Origin of the sequence: Facilibium subflavum, from assembly GCF_003574485.1 — a bacterium.
Classification (GTDB): Bacteria; Pseudomonadota; Gammaproteobacteria; order Francisellales; family Francisellaceae; genus Facilibium; species Facilibium subflavum.
The window spans coordinates 1-17953 of record NZ_QLIT01000116.1 but is presented as its reverse complement, the minus strand read 5'-3'; the positions used below and the strand labels follow the sequence as shown (position 1 = coordinate 17953).

Genomic DNA, 17953 nt, shown 5'->3' with positions numbered 1-17953 from the left:
TTTCAGGTAGTTATCCTGTATACGATGCAATATCTCTATTTGTTCTGTATGGTTATAACCTAAATCATCTATCAATTTTGGAGATTTAATTACTTTTTCTTCTGTCACTTCACGATGAACAATATCTTGTGTTTGATCATCATAAATCTCTGTTACGATTCGTTGCTTTAGTGCCATAGCTTACTCCATGATTTTAGGTTACAAAAATAGAGTAGCATAAAATAGCATGAAGTAAAACCGTGTCAGGAATGCTCTCAAATGCTATTGTAACTTTGTCAAATTAGAATGGTATGTTAAATTCATTATTCTAAAGCAATTTGTATGCTTTAGAACCAATAAGAATGGTAACTTATATTTTGATACAATGAGGTCATTAAAAATCAGAACCTTGGTAACCGTTTCTTTTGATTCAACACGACGGAAAAGAGCCAATAAAAATACTTAGGCGAGTTTCTGGATTTAAATGTACGATGCTTTGTCGCATATTTTTGACCATCAATACCACCATGCACAACACCATTGATATTGTAATGATTGAATATGGGTAGCTCATGGATAGCATCTGAAATGGCATCACAGGCGTTGTTAATTGACTCTAAGCTTAAATACGCTTTACTGCATTGATATAGCTGGTCATAACTGTAATCTGATAACGTCGACATTTTATAAATGCCGTGATTAGTTGCTTTAGCAATAATCGTTGCTGACAATGTACTTTTATCAAGGGTTCCCTTGACTTTTTTATCGATAATATGACGAAACTCTGATAAAAAATGTAGCTCCTGATCAACTACTGCAAACACATCGGCAATATCCAATACGTCTATCATATCAAATACTTTATGGGGTATTGCTCCGGAACTTGCGCCCTGGGCTAGTCTGACTAAATATGATACAAAAATCACTCAAGGAACCATTGTCCTACAAAGAGCACCTTATTCGCCCAAAGCATAAGGTCAGTAAAGACAAAATTATCAACCAATGGGATAACATCAAACAGATTATTGCCTATTTGGTTCTTAAAAAAAGTAATCAGAGCATATTAATACGCAAGCTGACCGATAATAAGTTTAAGAATGAAACCAAGGAAGCGCTATGGGCATATAACGATATTCTCAGGAGTGAATACATTTACCGCTATATTGATGATGAGCAATTAAGAAAATCGGTGAGAAAAGCACTTAATCGAACAGAAGCGTATCATCAGCTCAAGCGAACTGTTGCCACAGTAAACTCAGATAAGCTCAACGGAAAAAATGATGAGTGTTTGACGATAAATGACGCTTGTGCTAGACTGCTTTGCGAAGTTATTCTTTACTATAACGCTACCATACTGTCAGGTGTACTTGCTGCCAAAGAAAAAGAAGGCAGGCTAGAAGAAGTAGAGAGAATTAAGAAAGTATCGATTATTGCATGGTCACACGTTAACCTTCACGGCAACTACACTTTCAAGAACAGATCAAAACGATTCAACTGGAATCAGATCATTAAGAAAGCAGCTTCCACAGATATTCAAGAAAGTTCACCAAAATAAAATATTTACATATTATCTCTTATCACACGAGAGCCCCTTATGAAACAAATTAAAGATGGTAACAGTTCCATTTTTGGCCTGATGATTGAAAGTAACCTTAATGAGGGGAGCCAACCATTAGAACAATTTCATTACAAGATGAAATATGGAGTTTCCGTAACTGATGGTTGCATTAATTGGTTAACAACAGAAACATTACTTCGTCAGATTCACAATGGCATGAATGACAAACTGAAACAGCTGAATCGAATCAACAGAAAGTTACGGTTTCAAACTGAAGTCTCATGAAGCTTGACACGCTAATACCTAATCCAAGGGACAGACTCGAATAATATGACCATCTGGATCTTTAACTAGAAATGTACGCCCAAATACGTCTGTATATGGAAATTTGACAATTTGTATATCTGGATTGTCCTGCCACTCTTTAAACAATTGATCAACATCGTTATCTTTTGGCAGCATGATACCAATTTCATTAAAACGTTGCGCTTGCAGATCAGGCGTTTCTCCACCAGACCAAATAGCAAAAAGTGAATCAGCGGAATCAGAAGCGGAAAAAGCGACATAACGCGGGCTGCTAAAAATAGGGTCAGTTTTAAATAGTGATTTGTAGAAAGCAGTTGAACGTTCAATATCAGATACATAAATTAGTTGCAAATTAGATAGTAAAGAAGCAGAAGATTTTTTAATCACAAGTAACACCATTAACATTACAAAACAAAATGTATGTGCAGAGTAGCAAAAAAAATCAAAAGAATCAATTGCGAGCTATTGGCTCTTTTCCGTTTATTGTGGGTATGGAATTCAGTAGCAATAAGGGTTACAATGCTGTTACCTAAATCAAAATGTCGCGTTTTTAATGAAAGACTTAAGCATCCCTTTAGATATAGACAATCTTAAAGTTATCTCTCAAACCCTTGATACTAAAGGGAATATCATCATTACGGTCGAAAGCATATGCACAAAAACCACCTGCCATAAGTGCGGAAAAGACGCGACAAAACGATATGGCTATGGCTCTCTAATGGAGTATAGGCATACCTCAGTTTTTGATACGCCAGTGATACTTAGAATTAAACCAGTCAGATATGAATGTGAGCACTGTGAGCCGCCAGGAACGACGACAACTGAGCGTTATAATTGGGTAGCTGAAGGAGGTAAAATAACTAAGGGCTTAGAGGAGTATTTGCTCAGGTGCGTTATCAATAGTACAATTCAAGATGTCGCTAAAAAAGAACGGATTAGCTATAAAACAGTTCAAACGATGCTCAACAATCTAATCCATAGGGAAATTGACTGGAGTCAGTACTCAGACTTGGAAACCATTGGTATTGATGAGATAAGCAACCGTAAAAGTCATCAGGACTTTATAGCGGTGATTAGTGCAAAAGACAAATACAGTATAACAATATTGGGTGTACTGGATAGTCGGAAGAAGGACGATGTTTTAAAGTTTTTGGAATCAATCCCAGATCATCTTAAAAAGACAGTTAAACAAGTATGCACAGATATGTATGACGGTTTCGTAAACTCAGCGATAGAAGTGTTTGGCAAGCAAAAGGTCGTTGTTGATCGTTACCATGTATCAAAATTGTATCGTGGCGCGCTAGATAACGTTAGAATCAAAGAAATGAAGCGACTTAAGAGCATCCTTCCCAGCGAAGAATACAGCGAATTAGAGGGTATGATGTGGATATTAAGGAAACAATACGAGTGTTTATCGAAAGAGGAAAAGCGAAAGTTAGAGACACTTTACAAGCATTCACCTCTTTTAAAGAAGGCGCATAGCTATGCACTAAAATTAACGCATATTTTTAATACACATCATGATAGAAAATCTGCTATGGCTAAATTGGATAGATGGATAATCAGTGTCGAGAAAATTGGCCTTAGTTGCTTTAATACGTTTATCAAGACTTTGAATAAGCATAAAGGCAGCATTGCTAACTATTTTAAAAATAGATCAACCAGTGGGTTTGTAGAAGGGTTAAATAATAAAATCAAGGTCATTAAACGACGCTGCTATGGGTTCTTTAAAACCGATTCGCTTTTCCAGAGATTAACGATAGATTTAAACGGGTATCGCATGCTCGGATTGTAACCAACAGAAAAGGGAAAAGAGCCTTTACGTTGTCAATTAACATCGAAATCACCGTATGACAGAATTTCTCTAAATCACAGAAAGCAATAGCAAATTAGCTCGTGGGAAAATTTATAACTACGGCACTGATTATCCCTAAAATAATTAATACAAAATGGACAATCATTAAATCAATTTGCTTAATATAATAAGCAAACCAAAGACCCATAAAACTTAATAAAAAACCCATACTAATAAACATGGCTATACCATAATTTGCCCATAATAAAAAACCAGTTTGGTCAATTTTACCTAGCATAGCAGCGTCAAAAAAATAATAGATCGAGATAAATAATAACAGTGATGAAGACAAGTTTAATAGAATTAATATAATAGTGCTACTCTGATGCCAAAATGAATTAGCAATACGCCGATTCAACAATTTTGTTGGAACTAAGGGTGGCTCTTCAATAGGCTCCATATTCATAATCCGTCCAACTATTCTCTTTGCACCGGAAAAATCTTTTATCAGCCCCAGAGATTCGAGTAAACTCCAGATGGCCAATCCCATTACTATAACTAACTTAGCCAAGGTAATACCACTTAATATTATCATCTTTACGTCACTTCCTTTTCATTCACTCTATTGATTACACACATCACGAATTTTTGACTCGCCATACTGGAAAATTGCAGCTCCCCACTTCAGCCCAGTGGATATAGTGCTCATGATAATATCGTCTCCAGGTTTGATATCATCTTGATCCAGAATCATTTTCAATGAAATGAGTAAATCAGCACATCCGACATGTCCTAGCTTAGATAATAAGCTCAAGTTACTCCTTTCATATGGAATACTAAGTCTGTCACAAAGACTCTTAATGCTCTGTATTCCTTCCAAGGTTTGCAGTAGAAAAGGATTTTTAAGGTTTCGACCTAACTGAGAAGTAACACGTTCAATAATCTTAATATTGTTGTTTGCACGTAGAGTCAGAAATGCTTGCAGATCGTCTGGCTTAAATTTATAAAGATCCATAATTCGTTCACGCCCCAATTTACCGTTTTGGATATCATACCAGTCTGGCAGTACAGGTTGACGACCTCCTCCATACTCAACACGCATCATATCAACATAACGACAATCTGATATATCATCTCCTGCGAGATAACGTATAGTTGTTACGGAACTTGGCCATTCATCAGAAACTACTACCGCAGCCGCGGCTCCATCACTCAAAACAGCGTTCATAACACCAAAACGATCTTGGTGTGCATCACTGACTCTTTGTGCAACAACCACTAAACCTACTCTCCCAGTAGGTAAAGCACTGACCAACGAAGCCGCATGAAACCAGACACTAATGCCGCTGCCACAACTTTCCACCAAATTAACCGTGCGAACATCAGAGCAATCTAGCTCTGCACCTACTTGACAGGCGAGATCAATACCAATATAGTCCGGTATGCCTGATTGCCCTGCTACAATAAATGCAATATCTTCTGGCTGAAGATTAGAGCTTAAAATAGCCTTCATCGCTGCTGCTGAAGTCATTTGCCGAACACCATTAGGCTCTTTCCAAAATTGATCATACCCGGCATACTGTATTGCCTCTAATTGCATTTTGTTAGGATGTTCTATTTCTTTTATACGTTCAGCTTCAGATAAATGGTAATCTATGCTTAAAATTTTCATATTTCCTCACTTATTTAGTGGTGCGGTTCGTATTAACTCAACATGGTCAATTCGAGTCCCAAGTAACTGTGCCAAATTTACCAGAATCCCATCTCTTGTCTTTAATCTCTCAACGACTTGTATTGCCATGATAGAGTTTCCACCCAATTCAACAAAATTGTCGTTCCCCCTTATATCAGGCTCATCCAGTATGATTTGTATTTCACGCAATAATGCGTTTAATATCTGTTCGTTATTTGCCATGTAACCTCTTTTTCAATTCTGCTTTATCAGTTTTACCTCGCATATTCATCGGCCACTCATTCTGCGGAACCATTAAATAGCGCGCTGGCCTTAACCACGGCGCAAGTTTTTTACACGCTATTCTCAAATCGCGTGTCGTCAAGGTAATCCCAGACATCACATTGACACCGACGCACAACACCGACGCCCCCTCCTCTAGCATATCTTCAATCCAGACAACACTTTCCCCAACACCAGAAATAGATTGTAAAAACTCTTCGACTTCCATCAAATCGACACGGAAACCGTTGATCTTATGAAATCCCCCTTTGCGCCTGATATAGTGATATTCCCCTTTATTATCACACCGACAAATATCCCCCGTTAAATAGCCTGTAGTGTCAGTCGGATCTCCATCATACCCATCAAAAACCTGCTCTCCATGAAGTAAGAGATTGCCACTACCGTCTTCTTGCAAATTTTCGAGAGAATAGTGCATATTAGGAAAAGGCTTTCCAATAGGTATAGCCACCCCCAGAAAATCGTTTTCGGTCACGACATGTGCAGAACAAAATATTGTTGCTTCCGATGGGCCATAGGTATTCACTAATTTTACCTGTTGGGACTGAAAAGTTGAAAAAAATGGTCTTAATGTTTCAACAGAAAGTTTTTCGCCACAAAACAGTACTTCATCCAGTGATAATAGGGATAAGTCTGACAAATGATTTTTGCTAAAGATGTAACGAAACTCAGAAGGCGTCACCATGATTTGACTAATTTTTTCTTGCTCTAATACTTTCCAAATAATGCTCGGCTCAAGTTTGTCTTCTTCTTCCAACACCACCAGACACCCACAATGAACAAGGCTACCAACCACTTCCCATATAGAAAGATCAAATGAGAGATCATGAATCCACAACCAACGTCGTCCTTCCGAAATTGCAAATTCGCGTTTGATGTTTTCCAGAAAGGCCGAGAGTTGCCTGACATAAATAGGAACAATTTTAGGCTCTCCAGTGGTTCCGGAAGTTCGTACACAATAGACTTCCTTTCCAGACAGAGTATGGGGTGCTCTCGGAGATGTAGCCTCAGGAAGTATTAGCACATTACCCACATCTAAAGGCTTTGCACCTAGTTCAATAAATTCATCAGAAAGAGAAAAAAGCGCTACACAATGCGTATCTGCGGCAAATTTCATTTTTTGATCTTCCCCTATCGATCTAGGTACAGAAATAAACGAGACCCCAGACAAGATGCATGCAATGATGACGTGAAATAACTCACTAGATCTCGGCGCATTCAGTGCCAATCTATGCCCCTCAACAATGCCGGCCTCTCTCAACTGTTTAGCAAGGTTCTCCGAAACACAGATAAGCTGATGATAACTATACATACGCTCTGCGTGAATGAGTGCCACAGCATCTGGTTTCTCAGTTAGTATGCGTGTTAATACTTTGTTGAGATATGTAAGACCAGTATTTATTTGCCATGAATCAATATGGCGTTCCATAACTTCTCCTTCTTCTTCACCAAAACTATCTTTCCATAAACTTCTAATCTCGCTGACACAGATGTCTCCGAGGGACACACTACTCAAAACATGCGCGAAATCGTAGCAGGATCACTGTCTAGTAAAGTAATACATGCCATTTCTTCAGGAATGAGTTTCGAAAATCCGCCATGAAGCGCACCGACATGAACATCACGCCAAATCTTCTCCAATGGGCAACTTTTGTCTAACCCACACGAACCGTATATCCACAAAAGAGACTGAGTAATTTCCGTACAACCACGCATTATCTGTGCTGCTCGAGCACGGATTTCAACTCTCTGGCGGCTTGTCAATGGCTCCACACTGTTATGCACAGCACTATCAACAGTGTCAGCATTATACTCTGCAGCTCGCACTAACAGATCGAACTTACTACTCAGGCGCCCTATCTCATACCGAATAGGACCCGACTGTTCCATGGAGGCATAAGTACTACCAGTGATGGGTTTTTTTGCATTTTCAACCACGTATTCTATTGCTCTCTCAGTCGCACCTAGCACTGTACCGACCAAGCAATTCATTAATACACCAGTGAAATATCCAGAATAAGAACGTTTACAACTTCCAGAAATAATAGGATGATAACTAGTCGTGAAAGACTTAGAGACTTGAACATTATTTGCTCTGATCATCACACTTTGAGTGCCGATCAATCCTGTTGATTTCCACGGCCCCACTATCTGCAAATCACGAGATGGAACAGCAACCACATGGACATTACCGTCTTCCAACATTGCCAAACCGAAGAAATAAGAAGACCAGAGATATCCTGATGCATATTGCCATTCACCATTCAAAATCAATCCTTCCCCCTTTGGTGATGGTCGAAGCGTTCCGGGGCGTCCCAATACCATCGACAGAATTGAGTTTTTATCCATGTCTGCACAGGCCGATTCCGGTAGCGTGAAATTTGCTTTCATTGACCACGCTGAATTGGCTACTCCAACCAACCAACCTAATGAAGCATCCGTTTTACCTAATTCGCGACAGACAGCAACAACATCAGCTAACTTACCAGGACTTGTAAACTGCGTCTCATCTAATATTCTGAGTAACGGACTTTTCTTAAGCAATGACAAAGTTTCGTCTGCTGGTATTTCCGTTATTCTATCTAGGGAGTAAGAGGCAATAATAGCGTTAACCTCATCATGCCAGCTTGGCTGTGTATCTAATGTTTTATTATTCAAAAGAAGACTTCCATGTTTTTATTTTCTCTTCAGCCTGTGCACAGGCTAAGTTCACAAACTGTTCTGAAGTTGTGATGCGCACAGGCATAACAGGTGTGTCAAACATTTTCCAGAAAAATGGTAGGCTCGCCTTAGGCTCATCAATATTAAAGCCACAAGCAGCACGTTTTTTCAGTACATCTTCATCATAAATCGCACTAATTTTTTCTCTACGTGCCGAAGTCGTCGCCCAACCAGTTTTGTAGGGTCCTGGCTCAATAATCCCCACTTGAATATGAGTGTTATCCAGTTCCAATCGCAACGTTTCCCCAATTGCTTCAATAGCATGTTTGCTTATCTGATAGGCTCCAAGTAAAGGCCAGCAAGCAACCCCACTCATGCTAGAGACCACTAGAATTCTCGCATCTTCTGATTCACGCATGGAAGGCAACAAAGGTTTAATCACATTAAGGGTTCCTTCAACGTTTGTCTCAAACTGCTCACGTAGTTGTTGAGTAGACAAATCCTCAAGTGTACCGAATTGTGCATAACCAGCAGAGGTGACGATGCGATTTGGGACTCCCACTTCTCGTGCTAACGCGGGCAATTTCTTTGCAAGTACTTGACCATCTCGAACATCAGCAATACAAGGAATAAAATGATCTTGGTAAATTTCTACCATTGCATGAGCAACGGCTTCATTACGAGTAATACCAATAACTCTATCATGACGCTCTCTAATAATCGAATCTGTCCAGCATTGGCCTAAGCCATTTGAGCAACCACTTACTACCCAAGTGTTCATTGTTTCATCCTCCTTATTTGAGTGACATTTTGGTTTGTTGAAGAATAGCGATTAGATAACCATGCACCTGAACTCAAACACAGCGCAATTAACAGGAAACATGCAAGTGTAGCAGAATAAATCACAGGAGAATACGGTTGAAATTGCTCTGCTATATGGGATGTGCCTTCTATCTGAGACTGGCTAACAACGTAATCAAACAATGCGGCAATGGCGACACCACCAAAAGCACTCATCGATTGTCGTGATACATTGAAAAATGCGGCAGCTTGACCAACCGCAGTTAATGAAACTCGTCTCAAAGCAAGATTGGCTAGAGGAGCAAATGCTAACCCAGTTCCCGTCCCAGCTATTGCCATCGCGATGATAATTACGATTAAACCGGTTGTGCCTCCTGGGGCAAAAAAACCGATACCACCAAGTAAGAATACAGCAAAAGCAAAAGCAGATAGGCCATAACAAACGATTACTTCCGGTGTAAATTTGTCCGATAAATGACCAGATATCGGTCCAATTAGTGCGTTTGCAAGCGCCATCGTGATCATGACGATACTAATAGCTAATGGCCCAAAGTTCATTCGTACTTCTATCAAAAAAGCCAGAGGTAAATAGAATGCGGTCAAACCAAAACCAAGCAAACCAGAGAGTAAGCAAGTACGTAAAAAAGTCCGATTATACCAAATTTCGATGGGTAAAATATATTCTGAGCGATAACGCAACTCATATCTTAACAACCAAACAAGAATACCACCTCCCAGTAACAATAGAAGCCCTCCCATTGATCCGGTTCCTTTAATCCCATGGATTAACTGAACTCCGAGAATAACTGCTGAAATAGAAAAGCCAAAGGCACCATTAATAAGGAATTCTCTCCCTTTCAATCCCTTTTTAGACGTGACAGGTAAATACTTGATGATAATTACTAGTCCCAACAAGGTAACTGGAATGTTAATCCACATAACCCAACGCCAGTCAGAGATTTGCAGAAAAAATTGGGTGACCACAGGCCCAGCTGCAGTGGCTATTCCTGCAACAGCGCCCCAAATTCCCAAAGCCTTACCACGCCCATTTTGTGCATATATGATCGCAATATATGCCATACTCTGAGGAGTTAATAAAGCGGAGCCCAACCCCATCAACGCACGGCCAGCAATGACCTGTATAAGTGTTTGCCCACAACCACTGATCAATGCTCCGACCGCAAGAATAAGTAACGCACTAACGATAAGATTTTTTCGGTTATAGGAATCCCCTAAACGCCCACTTAACAGAAGGAAGCTGGCATAGGTAATCAAATAACTATTATTAACCCAGGCAGCATTCTCAGGCGTTACCTCAAAGTCTGCAATCAATGAAGTATAAATCAATGGCACTGTTGTTGTGTCCATCATGACAATAAAAAAACCAATACAGAGGCCAAGGAATGCCATCCTTTGGTGGTGCATCTCTACTCCTTACTCGTAATTTTCATTAAATAATGGTTTTAAGAATAATATGCCAGCTTGGCAGGCGAGTGTGTCCTGCCTCGTCCAGCAAAATCGTTAGATTTTTCTTTTCACAAAAATCGATAATAGCCTCGGCATTTCCTTTGTATTCAACACGAGAAACCGCTTCAATTTGCCAACCACTTTTTTCTGCTGTATCAGCAATCTGTGATAATTCAATAGCCAGCGGTTTAGGCATTCCATGGTGAGAAGGCGCAAAGGTGATCACATGATACTCTGTCTTATCATTTGCTAGTCGGTGCATTTCTTTCATATAAGCAATACGATCACTAAAAGGAATAGCATGATAGGTAGCTGAGTCTAAAATCATATCAAATTTCTCATTCAGTTCTGTCTCACATGCATTAGCAACCCTAAAACGAATTTGTTCCTTAGATTGCCTTTTTTGACAGCTCTTAATAGCCGTTGGTGCACTATCGATAGCTGTTACGATATAACCCATATCAGCTGCTGCTCGTGCATTGTGCCCTAGACCGCATCCGACATCCAATAACTTGCCAGGTAAGTCACTTCGCAGAATTTCACATACAACTGGCTGAGCATTTCCGATGTCCCATGGAACAGCTGTAATCTCTACACTCGATATTAGTGATTTTCCTTGGTATAATCCCTGGAAGTCCGCTCTATCATATTCATTATTTTTTGAATTCATTACTTTTACCTGAACTTATTTTTCAAACAATTACTAATTTTCTCTTTGGGAATTCATGCGCAAACTTTTACTCACAATAGGTTTTGGATAAGCCACGCGGTAACCTCGCGTTGTCATCAAAAATTCTGCAATAAAGGCATCATGAGGAACATGAGGTCGCATCCATACAGTAGGAACCTGACCAATATACAGATTGCGAATAGCCGGAACCTGAGCAATATGAGATATTAATGACTGGTTTTCTGACGCCACGGTCACCACTAAAGCTGGCGCAATAGCATCGAGGCTATCATTACGGCTAAAAGGCGCAAAAGTGACTGCCGCGATTGGGAGTTCAAGATGTACTAATGGGTTTTCAAGCGAATCCACTATCATAATCAATGGCATCACTTGCTTCACACCAGATTGTTCGCTAAACACCTCTGGCACCTGAACTAACACGTCAGCATGAAGTGCGACTTGTTCTAACAACCACGAATAGCGTTCAGCTGAAAGTTGAGGTAGATAGCGATGGCGCTCATGTTCGTCTTTCAATCTCTCAGTAGCGTAAGCTTGAAATTTATGAGCAAAAGCAACCGCATCGCCTTCCACAAGAACAGAACTAGTACAAACACAGGCGGTGCCCCCCAATCCAATAGCCGACTCAAAAATAAGTTCCAATGCAGCATCCCTAGGATAATCGGCACCGATCACAATTTTTGATCGCCCAGGGCCTTGCACTAACACATTAGAGTAACAGGAAAAACGTGATACCATTGTGTCGTCACCATAGATTACACTGAGATCAGTAGTGGCGATCAGCTCATCAACCACACTATGGTCGGAAGGCAGCATAGCAACATAATCTTCTAAACCGGCCTCAAACATGGCTTGGATTAAACGCTGAGCGGTATAAGGTTCACGTTCAGATGGGCGTAACACGACACGGTAACCTAGCGCTACTGCTTGCGGCCAAATGGCATGTACACCTGGACCATTACCTGGTGCAATCACCGACAATACTTCACCTCGTCTAACAGACTGGGCACAACCGTCTTGCACTATCTGAAGCGTGGTTTCTTCTGGCACCCCTTGTGGAATACCTAATTGAGCTAGACTTCCCGCAGACTCCGTCGCATGACCTATATTTTTTATAGTATCTTCTACAATCCTCCTAGGAAGGCCTGTCACCGCCACAACCTTCGTGACATAATCCACAGCGGTGAGTTCACACAAGTTGCCATCTGTAAAGAAGGCGCCCGCTTTTTTTAATGCTTCATTCCGTTTATCTACGGAAAGATATCTCCCATTACGTAAACAATTCACTGCATGGTGAACATACACGGCAGGTACCTGTGTCAGCATTGCCACTGGTACCCCCCAGATGTCATGAATTGTTTTTTTCCGGGTAAAATGGTTCTGCTGCAGCGTAATCGCTTCTATAATCGGTAAATCTACTGCCTTCTCTTCCTGTACTAACATTAGTAGACGCCCTCAATCACTTTACGACCACCAAATGTGGCTTCAGGAACGATGTCTGCTAGTCTATCTCCAACTTGCCCGTACCCAGCCAAACGAATGGCCGTGTCTCTTTCGATTATGCGCGGATAGAAGGCATATCGACTGAGGTGAGAAACTACGATTACTCCTCGCTGCTCGTACTCGACAGTATCCAATGTGTCACGGCTGACAACATCGTAAGTAATAAAAGGGGTAAAACTGTCATATTCCACTCTAACACTGTCAGTTTTAATCAGTAACGAGCGCGACATTCCCAACTTAGATGTACTGCCGTAACTAGCACTAAATTCACATTCAGTCAGGATTTCGCTGGCAATGAATTTCACTTCATCAATGCAAATCTCTGTTCCACCTAAGGTAATATGTGCCAGCGAACGATTCATTTGAGCAACCAACTCTTTTCGTTTCACCAGTTCACGCAAAACAGGTGGAGTTGTAACCAAAAAACGAATGTCATGATTAAACAATGTGTTTTGTATCTGATCGGCCAAATGTGAGTGATAACGACGGACACAGGCCATGTCACCTTCACTAATCGAACGTTTTACCCAACGAGGATCAATATCGATCGTAAAACAGAGTCCACCCAACTTTTGGGCGCGAATTTTATTGATAGTCCCTATGATATGCGGTCCAGATGGTACCGCTGCTAATGTATTACCTGATGGTCTTCCTGGACGGTTTTTATAAGACGATATCCGCCAATCGATGAGTGTCTTAAGCCACTCATCGTAGACTGCTACATATTTTGGCATTCCTGTTGTGCCGCCGCTTTCATACACTGATACGTTATGGTTATCTTTCAATCCGCGCGGAAGCAGTTTCTGGATTGGTACTGTACGAAGACATTTTGAAATGTCAGGGAATTTTCGTAAATCATTAAATGATTTGATTTCGTTTATCGGATTAAAGTTTAGTTCCTTACGCATAGACAACCAAAAATCACTTCCAGTTTCTTCGGAAAAGTGCCATTTTATGATTGATTGAACAAAACAGTTCGGATCATTGTTAGCTTTCGTAGTGGTGATTATCTCAGTTTCACGGTTGTAATCGTTCATTTTCCCATCCCTTTGCAGTGCGCTTATAAACTAATCTTTTGTGTATGCGAGATGCAGTTGCGGACCAGAACTCATAACGTTCTACCATTATCTGGTAAACGACAAAACGCTCAGGACGTGGCAATTTAATTTTTCCGTCATATTTGGCAACTTCATCCAAAAATAAAGGGATATTCTTGAGAATTTTGCTTTGGTAAGAAGCCGTTGACACAGGGTCATAAGCAGGGTCTCGTTCATTCCACACATCTTCAGCAATATGCTCTGGCGCCAATGAGGCTGTCCCCGAGAGACTTAACTGACGCCCTAACTCACGCCAATAAATATGACACCCGACAGAACCTGTCTCGTTAATGTCTTTTCCCTTACGGCTGCAGCTGTGAGTAGCAAACAACAGCACTTCGCCGTCAAAACGGACTGGAAACATGGTGCGCATTGCAATTCCACCATTTGCATTACGCGTAGCCAGGGTATATGCATCAGGCTCTCGTACATCTCCTCTACGCGCACGCTCTAACCATTCTTTTAAGATTACTTCCGGTGAAAACGGGGGGGCATCATAATGTACAAAAGGGACATCTAGCCTTCCACTTAGCGATTCAAGTCTTTTCATCCTCTACTCCTTCATACTCTTCTTGTTAAGAAGACGTTTTTTATATGACTAGAAACTTGCTTGACACTCAGAGAAATGACAGACCTTCCCCGATAACTCAGTATGGGAAGCACAGCCATTTTCTTCTTTAATTTCACCATACATCACACAGCGGCGATTCAGTAATACCCCTTGTTCAATGACCAATTTTTCATTCATTTGTAGTTGTCCATATTTTATCAAGTGTTGTGCTATCGCCCCAACAACAGAACCAGTTCCAGCATCTTCCATCACCCCATACGCTGGCGAAAACATACGGTTTTCTACCTGTTTTCCTTGCCAGGAAAAGCAGTTCACAGCCAAATTTTCAAAATCTGCTAACGAATGATAATCTGGCTTAATTCCATGCAATGTCGAGATGCTGTCTACAGCAACTAAAATGTGCCGTGCACCTGCATTGTAGATTTCCACGGGTAGCTCAGTTCTTTCTAGCCCTAGTGCAGCTAGTAGTTTTTTCTCCTCAGCAAAAGGGCTGGAGCTCGCAAGTGGTGCTGTAATTTTCACATCACTAAGAGTTTCGCTGTGATGTTCAACTGAAATAGGAACTGCACCAACATCTGTGTGGAACACAAAACAATTCAGACCATTTCGACGGGAAAATGTACTTGCCGCCCCCATAAGGGGATGTCCAGCGAAAGGTAGTTCATTTACTGGTGTGAAAATTTTCACACGAGCATGCCCACCTTCCATTTTGTCACTAATGAATACCGTTTCTGATAATTGCAATTGCCGAGCAATCGCCTGCATTATTGCTGCGGAAAGTTTTTCGCTACCATGAAATACAGCAACAGGATTTCCCTCTAATGGTGAATGGGTAAATGCGTTCAATACGCTATATTCTATCGTTATTTTATTATGCATTTTCTCTGTTTCCTAACGAACCTTTAGTTTGCAGAAATGGTTTAACAAAATGCTCTAGAATCTCCGGACCGTCTATGGTCAGAAACGATTCCAGATGGAATTGAATAGATGAAAATTTCTTGCTACGAATCGCATACACCTGTCGATCACCATCATCAAAATAGATGGTGATGCCGTCTTTCCGTAATTTGTTCACTGCTTTTTCATCTGCGCTAGCGCAAAAAGTATTGTAAAAACCAACTCGTTCTTGACGATCATCAAGCCTAATTAACTTCTGTACTCCTTGATTAGGAGGAGATAACCGAACGATCGGAAGACCAAGTAAAATCGCAAGGATCTGGTGACTTAGGCACACTGCGAAAAAAGGTTTTCCATCGGATATCATACGCTTTATGACGTCACGTATAGCATTTATTCGAGTATCGGTTTCATCAAGCGGATTCCCTGGACCTGGACCTGCTACAACAAGATCATAAGACTGGAAATTAATATCACTGTGTACCTTCTCGACTAGCGCTGTCGCACCTAATGAAGCGAACAACGTTTTAAACATAGAAGTAAACGTATCATTACCGTCCAAAATCAATACACGCTTGCCGATGAAATCGGTTAACTGGCGCATCCGTTCATTAGGATTCGTTGACCAAAAACGAGAGATACTCGAACTTCGTCTCATCAAAGCTTCACGTATAGCAGGAATATCACTTAAGTTTCCAATAACGGATTGGACTGCATCTTTTGCTAAATTCAAGCATGAGGATCCATTTGTCTCTTGCAGCATTGCACTATATAGTGATTGCGCTTTACTAAAGGTCTCATTGGCTTCATCAATAGGGTTTGAATCTCGAACTATTGTCGCTCCCACACCGATTTCAATCTTGCCGTTTGCGGATATTTCTGCAGTGCGAATAGCAATTGCTGAATCCAGAGAAGGATTCCCAGGTTTATCATCAACTATTGCTACCACACCGCTATAATAACGCCGTCCTTCGGGCTCATAACGCGCGATAATTTCACAAGCATTCTGGACTGGACTACCTATCACTGTCGGTGCAGGTAATGTTTTGTGCAGAATATCAGCAATACCAGCCGTACTTTCCCCACGTAACACGTATTCAGTGTGTGCGACATGACTGAGCTGTCTCAATTTCAGTTCACTAACCTGAGCCCCTTTTTCGCACAACTGTGACATCACCTTTAGCTCTTCATCTACTACCATGAAAAGTTCATTGATTTCTTTCTGACAGGAAAGAAAGGCTAGCAACGACTCTTCAGTCGGCTCCCCAGACGGATATGGGTAGGTTCCACTGATAGGGTTCATACTTATCTCACCTTCAAAAAGTGAAGCATGTAACTCTGGTGATACACCGATAAAGGCTTGCGTTCCCGTGTTAATTAAAAACACCCAATAAGCAGAAGTTTCCGATTGAAGTAAACGACGATAAAAACTTAATAGATGTAATGGTTTATAATCCAGAATCATTGCGCAGAGTTTACGGTGTAGAACAAAATTAGAACCAGCGCCTCGGCCTATTTCGTTCTCAATAAGATGAGTTACTCGCTGAGCAAATTGTTCGTCATCCAGATTAAAATGCACGTTGCCAACAGAAATTGGTGTATCTGGTAGTTGCTCAATCAACAATGCTACTGGTACTTGCTGACGTGCAGTAATAGGCATGCTCAAAATAGGCACTTCATCATCAACAGTCGCATAACCACGTTCAAAAACTTGTCTAAAAGGCAGCAATAGCATTTTTTCTCTACTATGGAAGGTATCCCCGTTTACTGCATCTTCAATCGAGTGAGCTGTACCAAGACTTAATTTCAGGATATCAACCTGCTCAGGGGTAACTGTTGGACGATACAGCAACGCAAATGGTTCTTCTGACGAAGCTAAAATGGAAGACAAAATATCACTCATAATCCACCACATCCATTGCAGCCAGTATTTGAGCACAATTATCGGCCATATAATCCACCGCTTTTTGGTGGCCTGACTGGGTAAAATCTGCAATGCCATCAGCAACAATAAAGGGGCGAATATCACGACTAAATGCCTCAATTGCTGTAGCTAAAATACCAACTGAAGCATATATGCCTGTGATAATAAGTGAGTCACACTGGCATTCACTCAGCATGTCAGCGAAGTCTGACTGATAAAAGGCACTGTAACGCCACTTCGTCAATACCACATCATCGTGACTCGGAAAGAGATCATCAATTATCTGACGATCTTCTTCAGTTGAGTACATTCCCGAACCCCATAGATCAGCAAGTAATCCACGTTTCTCCGTTGTCATTCTCCCGGGCTGAGCGCTGTAAAATATTGAAATTCGATTATATCTAGCCCAACGTAATATTTTGACAATAGCACGAGTCATTTCTAACGCCGGCTCAGTAGGTAAGGCATGAACAAAATAGCGCTGCATATCATGGATTAGTAATGCGCATTTTTCTTTTTTAATCTGCCAATTCAGAGGCTGATTAGAGGGAATATTTATGTTTTCTATATTATAAGTGGTTGATTTAAGCGTTCTACTCATTGACATTTCTCCTACTTATTGCTCGAAGACTATAACTCAAAAAATGTCTGATATAATTTCATCCAATAATTGCGCATTAGTTACAAATATATTAGGTTCTGTGAACCAATTTTTTTTACCGCATCCAAAT

Annotated in this window: 19 protein-coding genes; 3 read left to right on the top strand and 16 right to left on the bottom strand. The window is 40.7% G+C overall.

Going from position 1 to position 17953, the window contains the following annotated elements; genetic code table 11:
- Window positions 1–380: 380 nt before the first annotated feature.
- A complete protein-coding gene (locus DNK84_RS07755) occupies window positions 381–830 on the bottom strand; it encodes a Tn3 family transposase (RefSeq protein WP_162902302.1) in 450 nt (149 codons plus the stop codon).
- Window positions 831–889: 59 nt separating this feature from the next.
- On the opposite strand from DNK84_RS07755, the gene DNK84_RS07750 reads away from it, so the two are divergent.
- Together DNK84_RS07750 and DNK84_RS07745 are read left to right on the top strand one after the other, a co-directional pair.
- Window positions 890–1534: a Tn3 family transposase gene (locus DNK84_RS07750; protein WP_119343976.1), complete on the top strand. Its 645-nt coding sequence runs from the start codon at window positions 890–892 to the stop codon at window positions 1532–1534.
- Window positions 1535–1573: 39 nt separating this feature from the next.
- Window positions 1574–1822: a hypothetical protein gene (locus DNK84_RS07745; protein ID WP_119343975.1), complete on the top strand. Its 249-nt coding sequence runs from the start codon at window positions 1574–1576 to the stop codon at window positions 1820–1822.
- An 18-nt stretch (window positions 1823–1840) separates the two neighbouring features.
- Here DNK84_RS07745 and DNK84_RS07740 read toward each other — a convergent pair whose 3' ends face one another.
- Window positions 1841–2230, bottom strand: coding sequence for a VOC family protein (locus tag DNK84_RS07740; RefSeq protein WP_208123280.1), 390 nt, complete (start codon window positions 2228–2230; stop codon window positions 1841–1843).
- A 166-nt stretch (window positions 2231–2396) separates the two neighbouring features.
- On the opposite strand from DNK84_RS07740, the gene DNK84_RS07735 reads away from it, so the two are divergent.
- Window positions 2397–3638: an ISL3 family transposase gene (locus DNK84_RS07735; protein WP_119343973.1), complete on the top strand. Its 1242-nt coding sequence runs from the start codon at window positions 2397–2399 to the stop codon at window positions 3636–3638.
- A gap of 94 nt (window positions 3639–3732) precedes the next feature.
- On the opposite strand, the gene DNK84_RS07730 is transcribed toward DNK84_RS07735, so the two are convergent.
- From DNK84_RS07730 to DNK84_RS07665, 14 genes are all read right to left on the bottom strand, one after another.
- Window positions 3733–4233 carry a DUF2165 family protein gene (locus DNK84_RS07730; protein ID WP_119343972.1) on the bottom strand — a complete coding sequence of 167 codons (501 nt, stop codon included), beginning with the start codon at window positions 4231–4233 and terminating at the stop codon, window positions 3733–3735.
- A 27-nt stretch (window positions 4234–4260) separates the two neighbouring features.
- Window positions 4261–5310 carry a 3-oxoacyl-[acyl-carrier-protein] synthase III C-terminal domain-containing protein gene (locus tag DNK84_RS07725; RefSeq protein WP_119343971.1) on the bottom strand — a complete coding sequence of 350 codons (1050 nt, stop codon included), beginning with the start codon at window positions 5308–5310 and terminating at the stop codon, window positions 4261–4263.
- A 6-nt stretch (window positions 5311–5316) separates the two neighbouring features.
- Complete coding sequence (locus DNK84_RS07720; RefSeq protein WP_119343970.1) at window positions 5317–5553, bottom strand: phosphopantetheine-binding protein; 237 nt, start codon at window positions 5551–5553, stop codon at window positions 5317–5319.
- Window positions 5543–7042 (bottom strand): AMP-binding protein, encoded by a 1500-nt coding sequence (locus tag DNK84_RS07715; RefSeq protein ID WP_119343969.1) that lies wholly within the window; start codon window positions 7040–7042, stop codon window positions 5543–5545. The genes DNK84_RS07720 and DNK84_RS07715 overlap by 11 nt, the downstream gene beginning before the upstream one ends.
- A gap of 83 nt (window positions 7043–7125) precedes the next feature.
- Window positions 7126–8271 carry an acyl-CoA dehydrogenase family protein gene (locus DNK84_RS07710; protein ID WP_119343968.1) on the bottom strand — a complete coding sequence of 382 codons (1146 nt, stop codon included), beginning with the start codon at window positions 8269–8271 and terminating at the stop codon, window positions 7126–7128.
- The gene (locus DNK84_RS07705) at window positions 8264–9055 is read right to left on the bottom strand and encodes an SDR family NAD(P)-dependent oxidoreductase (protein WP_119343967.1); all 792 of its coding nucleotides are present in this window, start codon (window positions 9053–9055) and stop codon (window positions 8264–8266) included. The genes DNK84_RS07710 and DNK84_RS07705 overlap by 8 nt, the downstream gene beginning before the upstream one ends.
- Window positions 9052–10500, bottom strand: coding sequence for an MFS transporter (locus tag DNK84_RS07700; RefSeq protein WP_119343966.1), 1449 nt, complete (start codon window positions 10498–10500; stop codon window positions 9052–9054). The genes DNK84_RS07705 and DNK84_RS07700 overlap by 4 nt, the downstream gene beginning before the upstream one ends.
- A gap of 25 nt (window positions 10501–10525) precedes the next feature.
- Window positions 10526–11212 (bottom strand): class I SAM-dependent methyltransferase, encoded by a 687-nt coding sequence (locus tag DNK84_RS07695; protein WP_119343965.1) that lies wholly within the window; start codon window positions 11210–11212, stop codon window positions 10526–10528.
- 33 nt (window positions 11213–11245) lie between these two features.
- On the bottom strand, window positions 11246–12673 hold the full coding sequence (locus tag DNK84_RS07690; protein ID WP_119343964.1) for an aldehyde dehydrogenase family protein: 1428 nt from the start codon (window positions 12671–12673) through the stop codon (window positions 11246–11248).
- Window positions 12673–13770 carry a phenazine antibiotic biosynthesis protein gene (locus DNK84_RS07685; RefSeq protein WP_119343963.1) on the bottom strand — a complete coding sequence of 366 codons (1098 nt, stop codon included), beginning with the start codon at window positions 13768–13770 and terminating at the stop codon, window positions 12673–12675. Before DNK84_RS07685 ends, DNK84_RS07690 begins: the two co-directional genes overlap by 1 nt.
- On the bottom strand, window positions 13751–14380 hold the full coding sequence (locus tag DNK84_RS07680) for a pyridoxine 5'-phosphate oxidase C-terminal domain-containing protein (protein ID WP_119343962.1): 630 nt from the start codon (window positions 14378–14380) through the stop codon (window positions 13751–13753). The genes DNK84_RS07685 and DNK84_RS07680 overlap by 20 nt, the downstream gene beginning before the upstream one ends.
- Window positions 14381–14428: 48 nt before the next feature.
- A complete protein-coding gene (locus DNK84_RS07675) occupies window positions 14429–15280 on the bottom strand; it encodes a PhzF family phenazine biosynthesis protein (protein ID WP_119343961.1) in 852 nt (283 codons plus the stop codon).
- Window positions 15273–17201 (bottom strand): anthranilate synthase family protein, encoded by a 1929-nt coding sequence (locus tag DNK84_RS07670; RefSeq protein WP_162902301.1) that lies wholly within the window; start codon window positions 17199–17201, stop codon window positions 15273–15275. The genes DNK84_RS07675 and DNK84_RS07670 overlap by 8 nt, the downstream gene beginning before the upstream one ends.
- The gene (locus DNK84_RS07665) at window positions 17194–17823 is read right to left on the bottom strand and encodes an isochorismatase family protein (RefSeq protein WP_162902300.1); all 630 of its coding nucleotides are present in this window, start codon (window positions 17821–17823) and stop codon (window positions 17194–17196) included. Before DNK84_RS07665 ends, DNK84_RS07670 begins: the two co-directional genes overlap by 8 nt.
- Between the last annotated feature and the right edge of the window lie 130 nt (window positions 17824–17953).

Excerpts from the sequence above, each read along its gene's own strand:
- DNK84_RS07755 (WP_162902302.1), bottom strand. The coding sequence starts at position 830 with ATGATAGACGTATTGGATATTGCCGATGTGTTTGCAGTAGTTGATCAG.
- DNK84_RS07750 (WP_119343976.1), top strand. The coding sequence starts at position 890 with ATGATACAAAAATCACTCAAGGAACCATTGTCCTACAAAGAGCACCTT.
- DNK84_RS07745 (WP_119343975.1), top strand. The coding sequence starts at position 1,574 with ATGAAACAAATTAAAGATGGTAACAGTTCCATTTTTGGCCTGATGATT.
- DNK84_RS07735 (WP_119343973.1), top strand. The coding sequence starts at position 2,397 with ATGAAAGACTTAAGCATCCCTTTAGATATAGACAATCTTAAAGTTATC.
- DNK84_RS07730 (WP_119343972.1), bottom strand. The coding sequence starts at position 4,233 with ATGATAATATTAAGTGGTATTACCTTGGCTAAGTTAGTTATAGTAATG.
- DNK84_RS07725 (WP_119343971.1), bottom strand. The coding sequence starts at position 5,310 with ATGAAAATTTTAAGCATAGATTACCATTTATCTGAAGCTGAACGTATA.
- DNK84_RS07720 (WP_119343970.1), bottom strand. The coding sequence starts at position 5,553 with ATGGCAAATAACGAACAGATATTAAACGCATTATTGCGTGAAATACAA.
- DNK84_RS07715 (WP_119343969.1), bottom strand. The coding sequence starts at position 7,042 with ATGGAACGCCATATTGATTCATGGCAAATAAATACTGGTCTTACATAT.
- DNK84_RS07705 (WP_119343967.1), bottom strand. The coding sequence starts at position 9,055 with ATGAACACTTGGGTAGTAAGTGGTTGCTCAAATGGCTTAGGCCAATGC.
- DNK84_RS07700 (WP_119343966.1), bottom strand. The coding sequence starts at position 10,500 with ATGCACCACCAAAGGATGGCATTCCTTGGCCTCTGTATTGGTTTTTTT.
- DNK84_RS07695 (WP_119343965.1), bottom strand. The coding sequence starts at position 11,212 with ATGAATTCAAAAAATAATGAATATGATAGAGCGGACTTCCAGGGATTA.
- DNK84_RS07690 (WP_119343964.1), bottom strand. The coding sequence starts at position 12,673 with ATGTTAGTACAGGAAGAGAAGGCAGTAGATTTACCGATTATAGAAGCG.
- DNK84_RS07685 (WP_119343963.1), bottom strand. The coding sequence starts at position 13,770 with ATGAACGATTACAACCGTGAAACTGAGATAATCACCACTACGAAAGCT.
- DNK84_RS07680 (WP_119343962.1), bottom strand. The coding sequence starts at position 14,380 with ATGAAAAGACTTGAATCGCTAAGTGGAAGGCTAGATGTCCCTTTTGTA.
- DNK84_RS07675 (WP_119343961.1), bottom strand. The coding sequence starts at position 15,280 with ATGCATAATAAAATAACGATAGAATATAGCGTATTGAACGCATTTACC.
- DNK84_RS07670 (WP_162902301.1), bottom strand. The coding sequence starts at position 17,201 with ATGAGTGATATTTTGTCTTCCATTTTAGCTTCGTCAGAAGAACCATTT.
- DNK84_RS07665 (WP_162902300.1), bottom strand. The coding sequence starts at position 17,823 with ATGAGTAGAACGCTTAAATCAACCACTTATAATATAGAAAACATAAAT.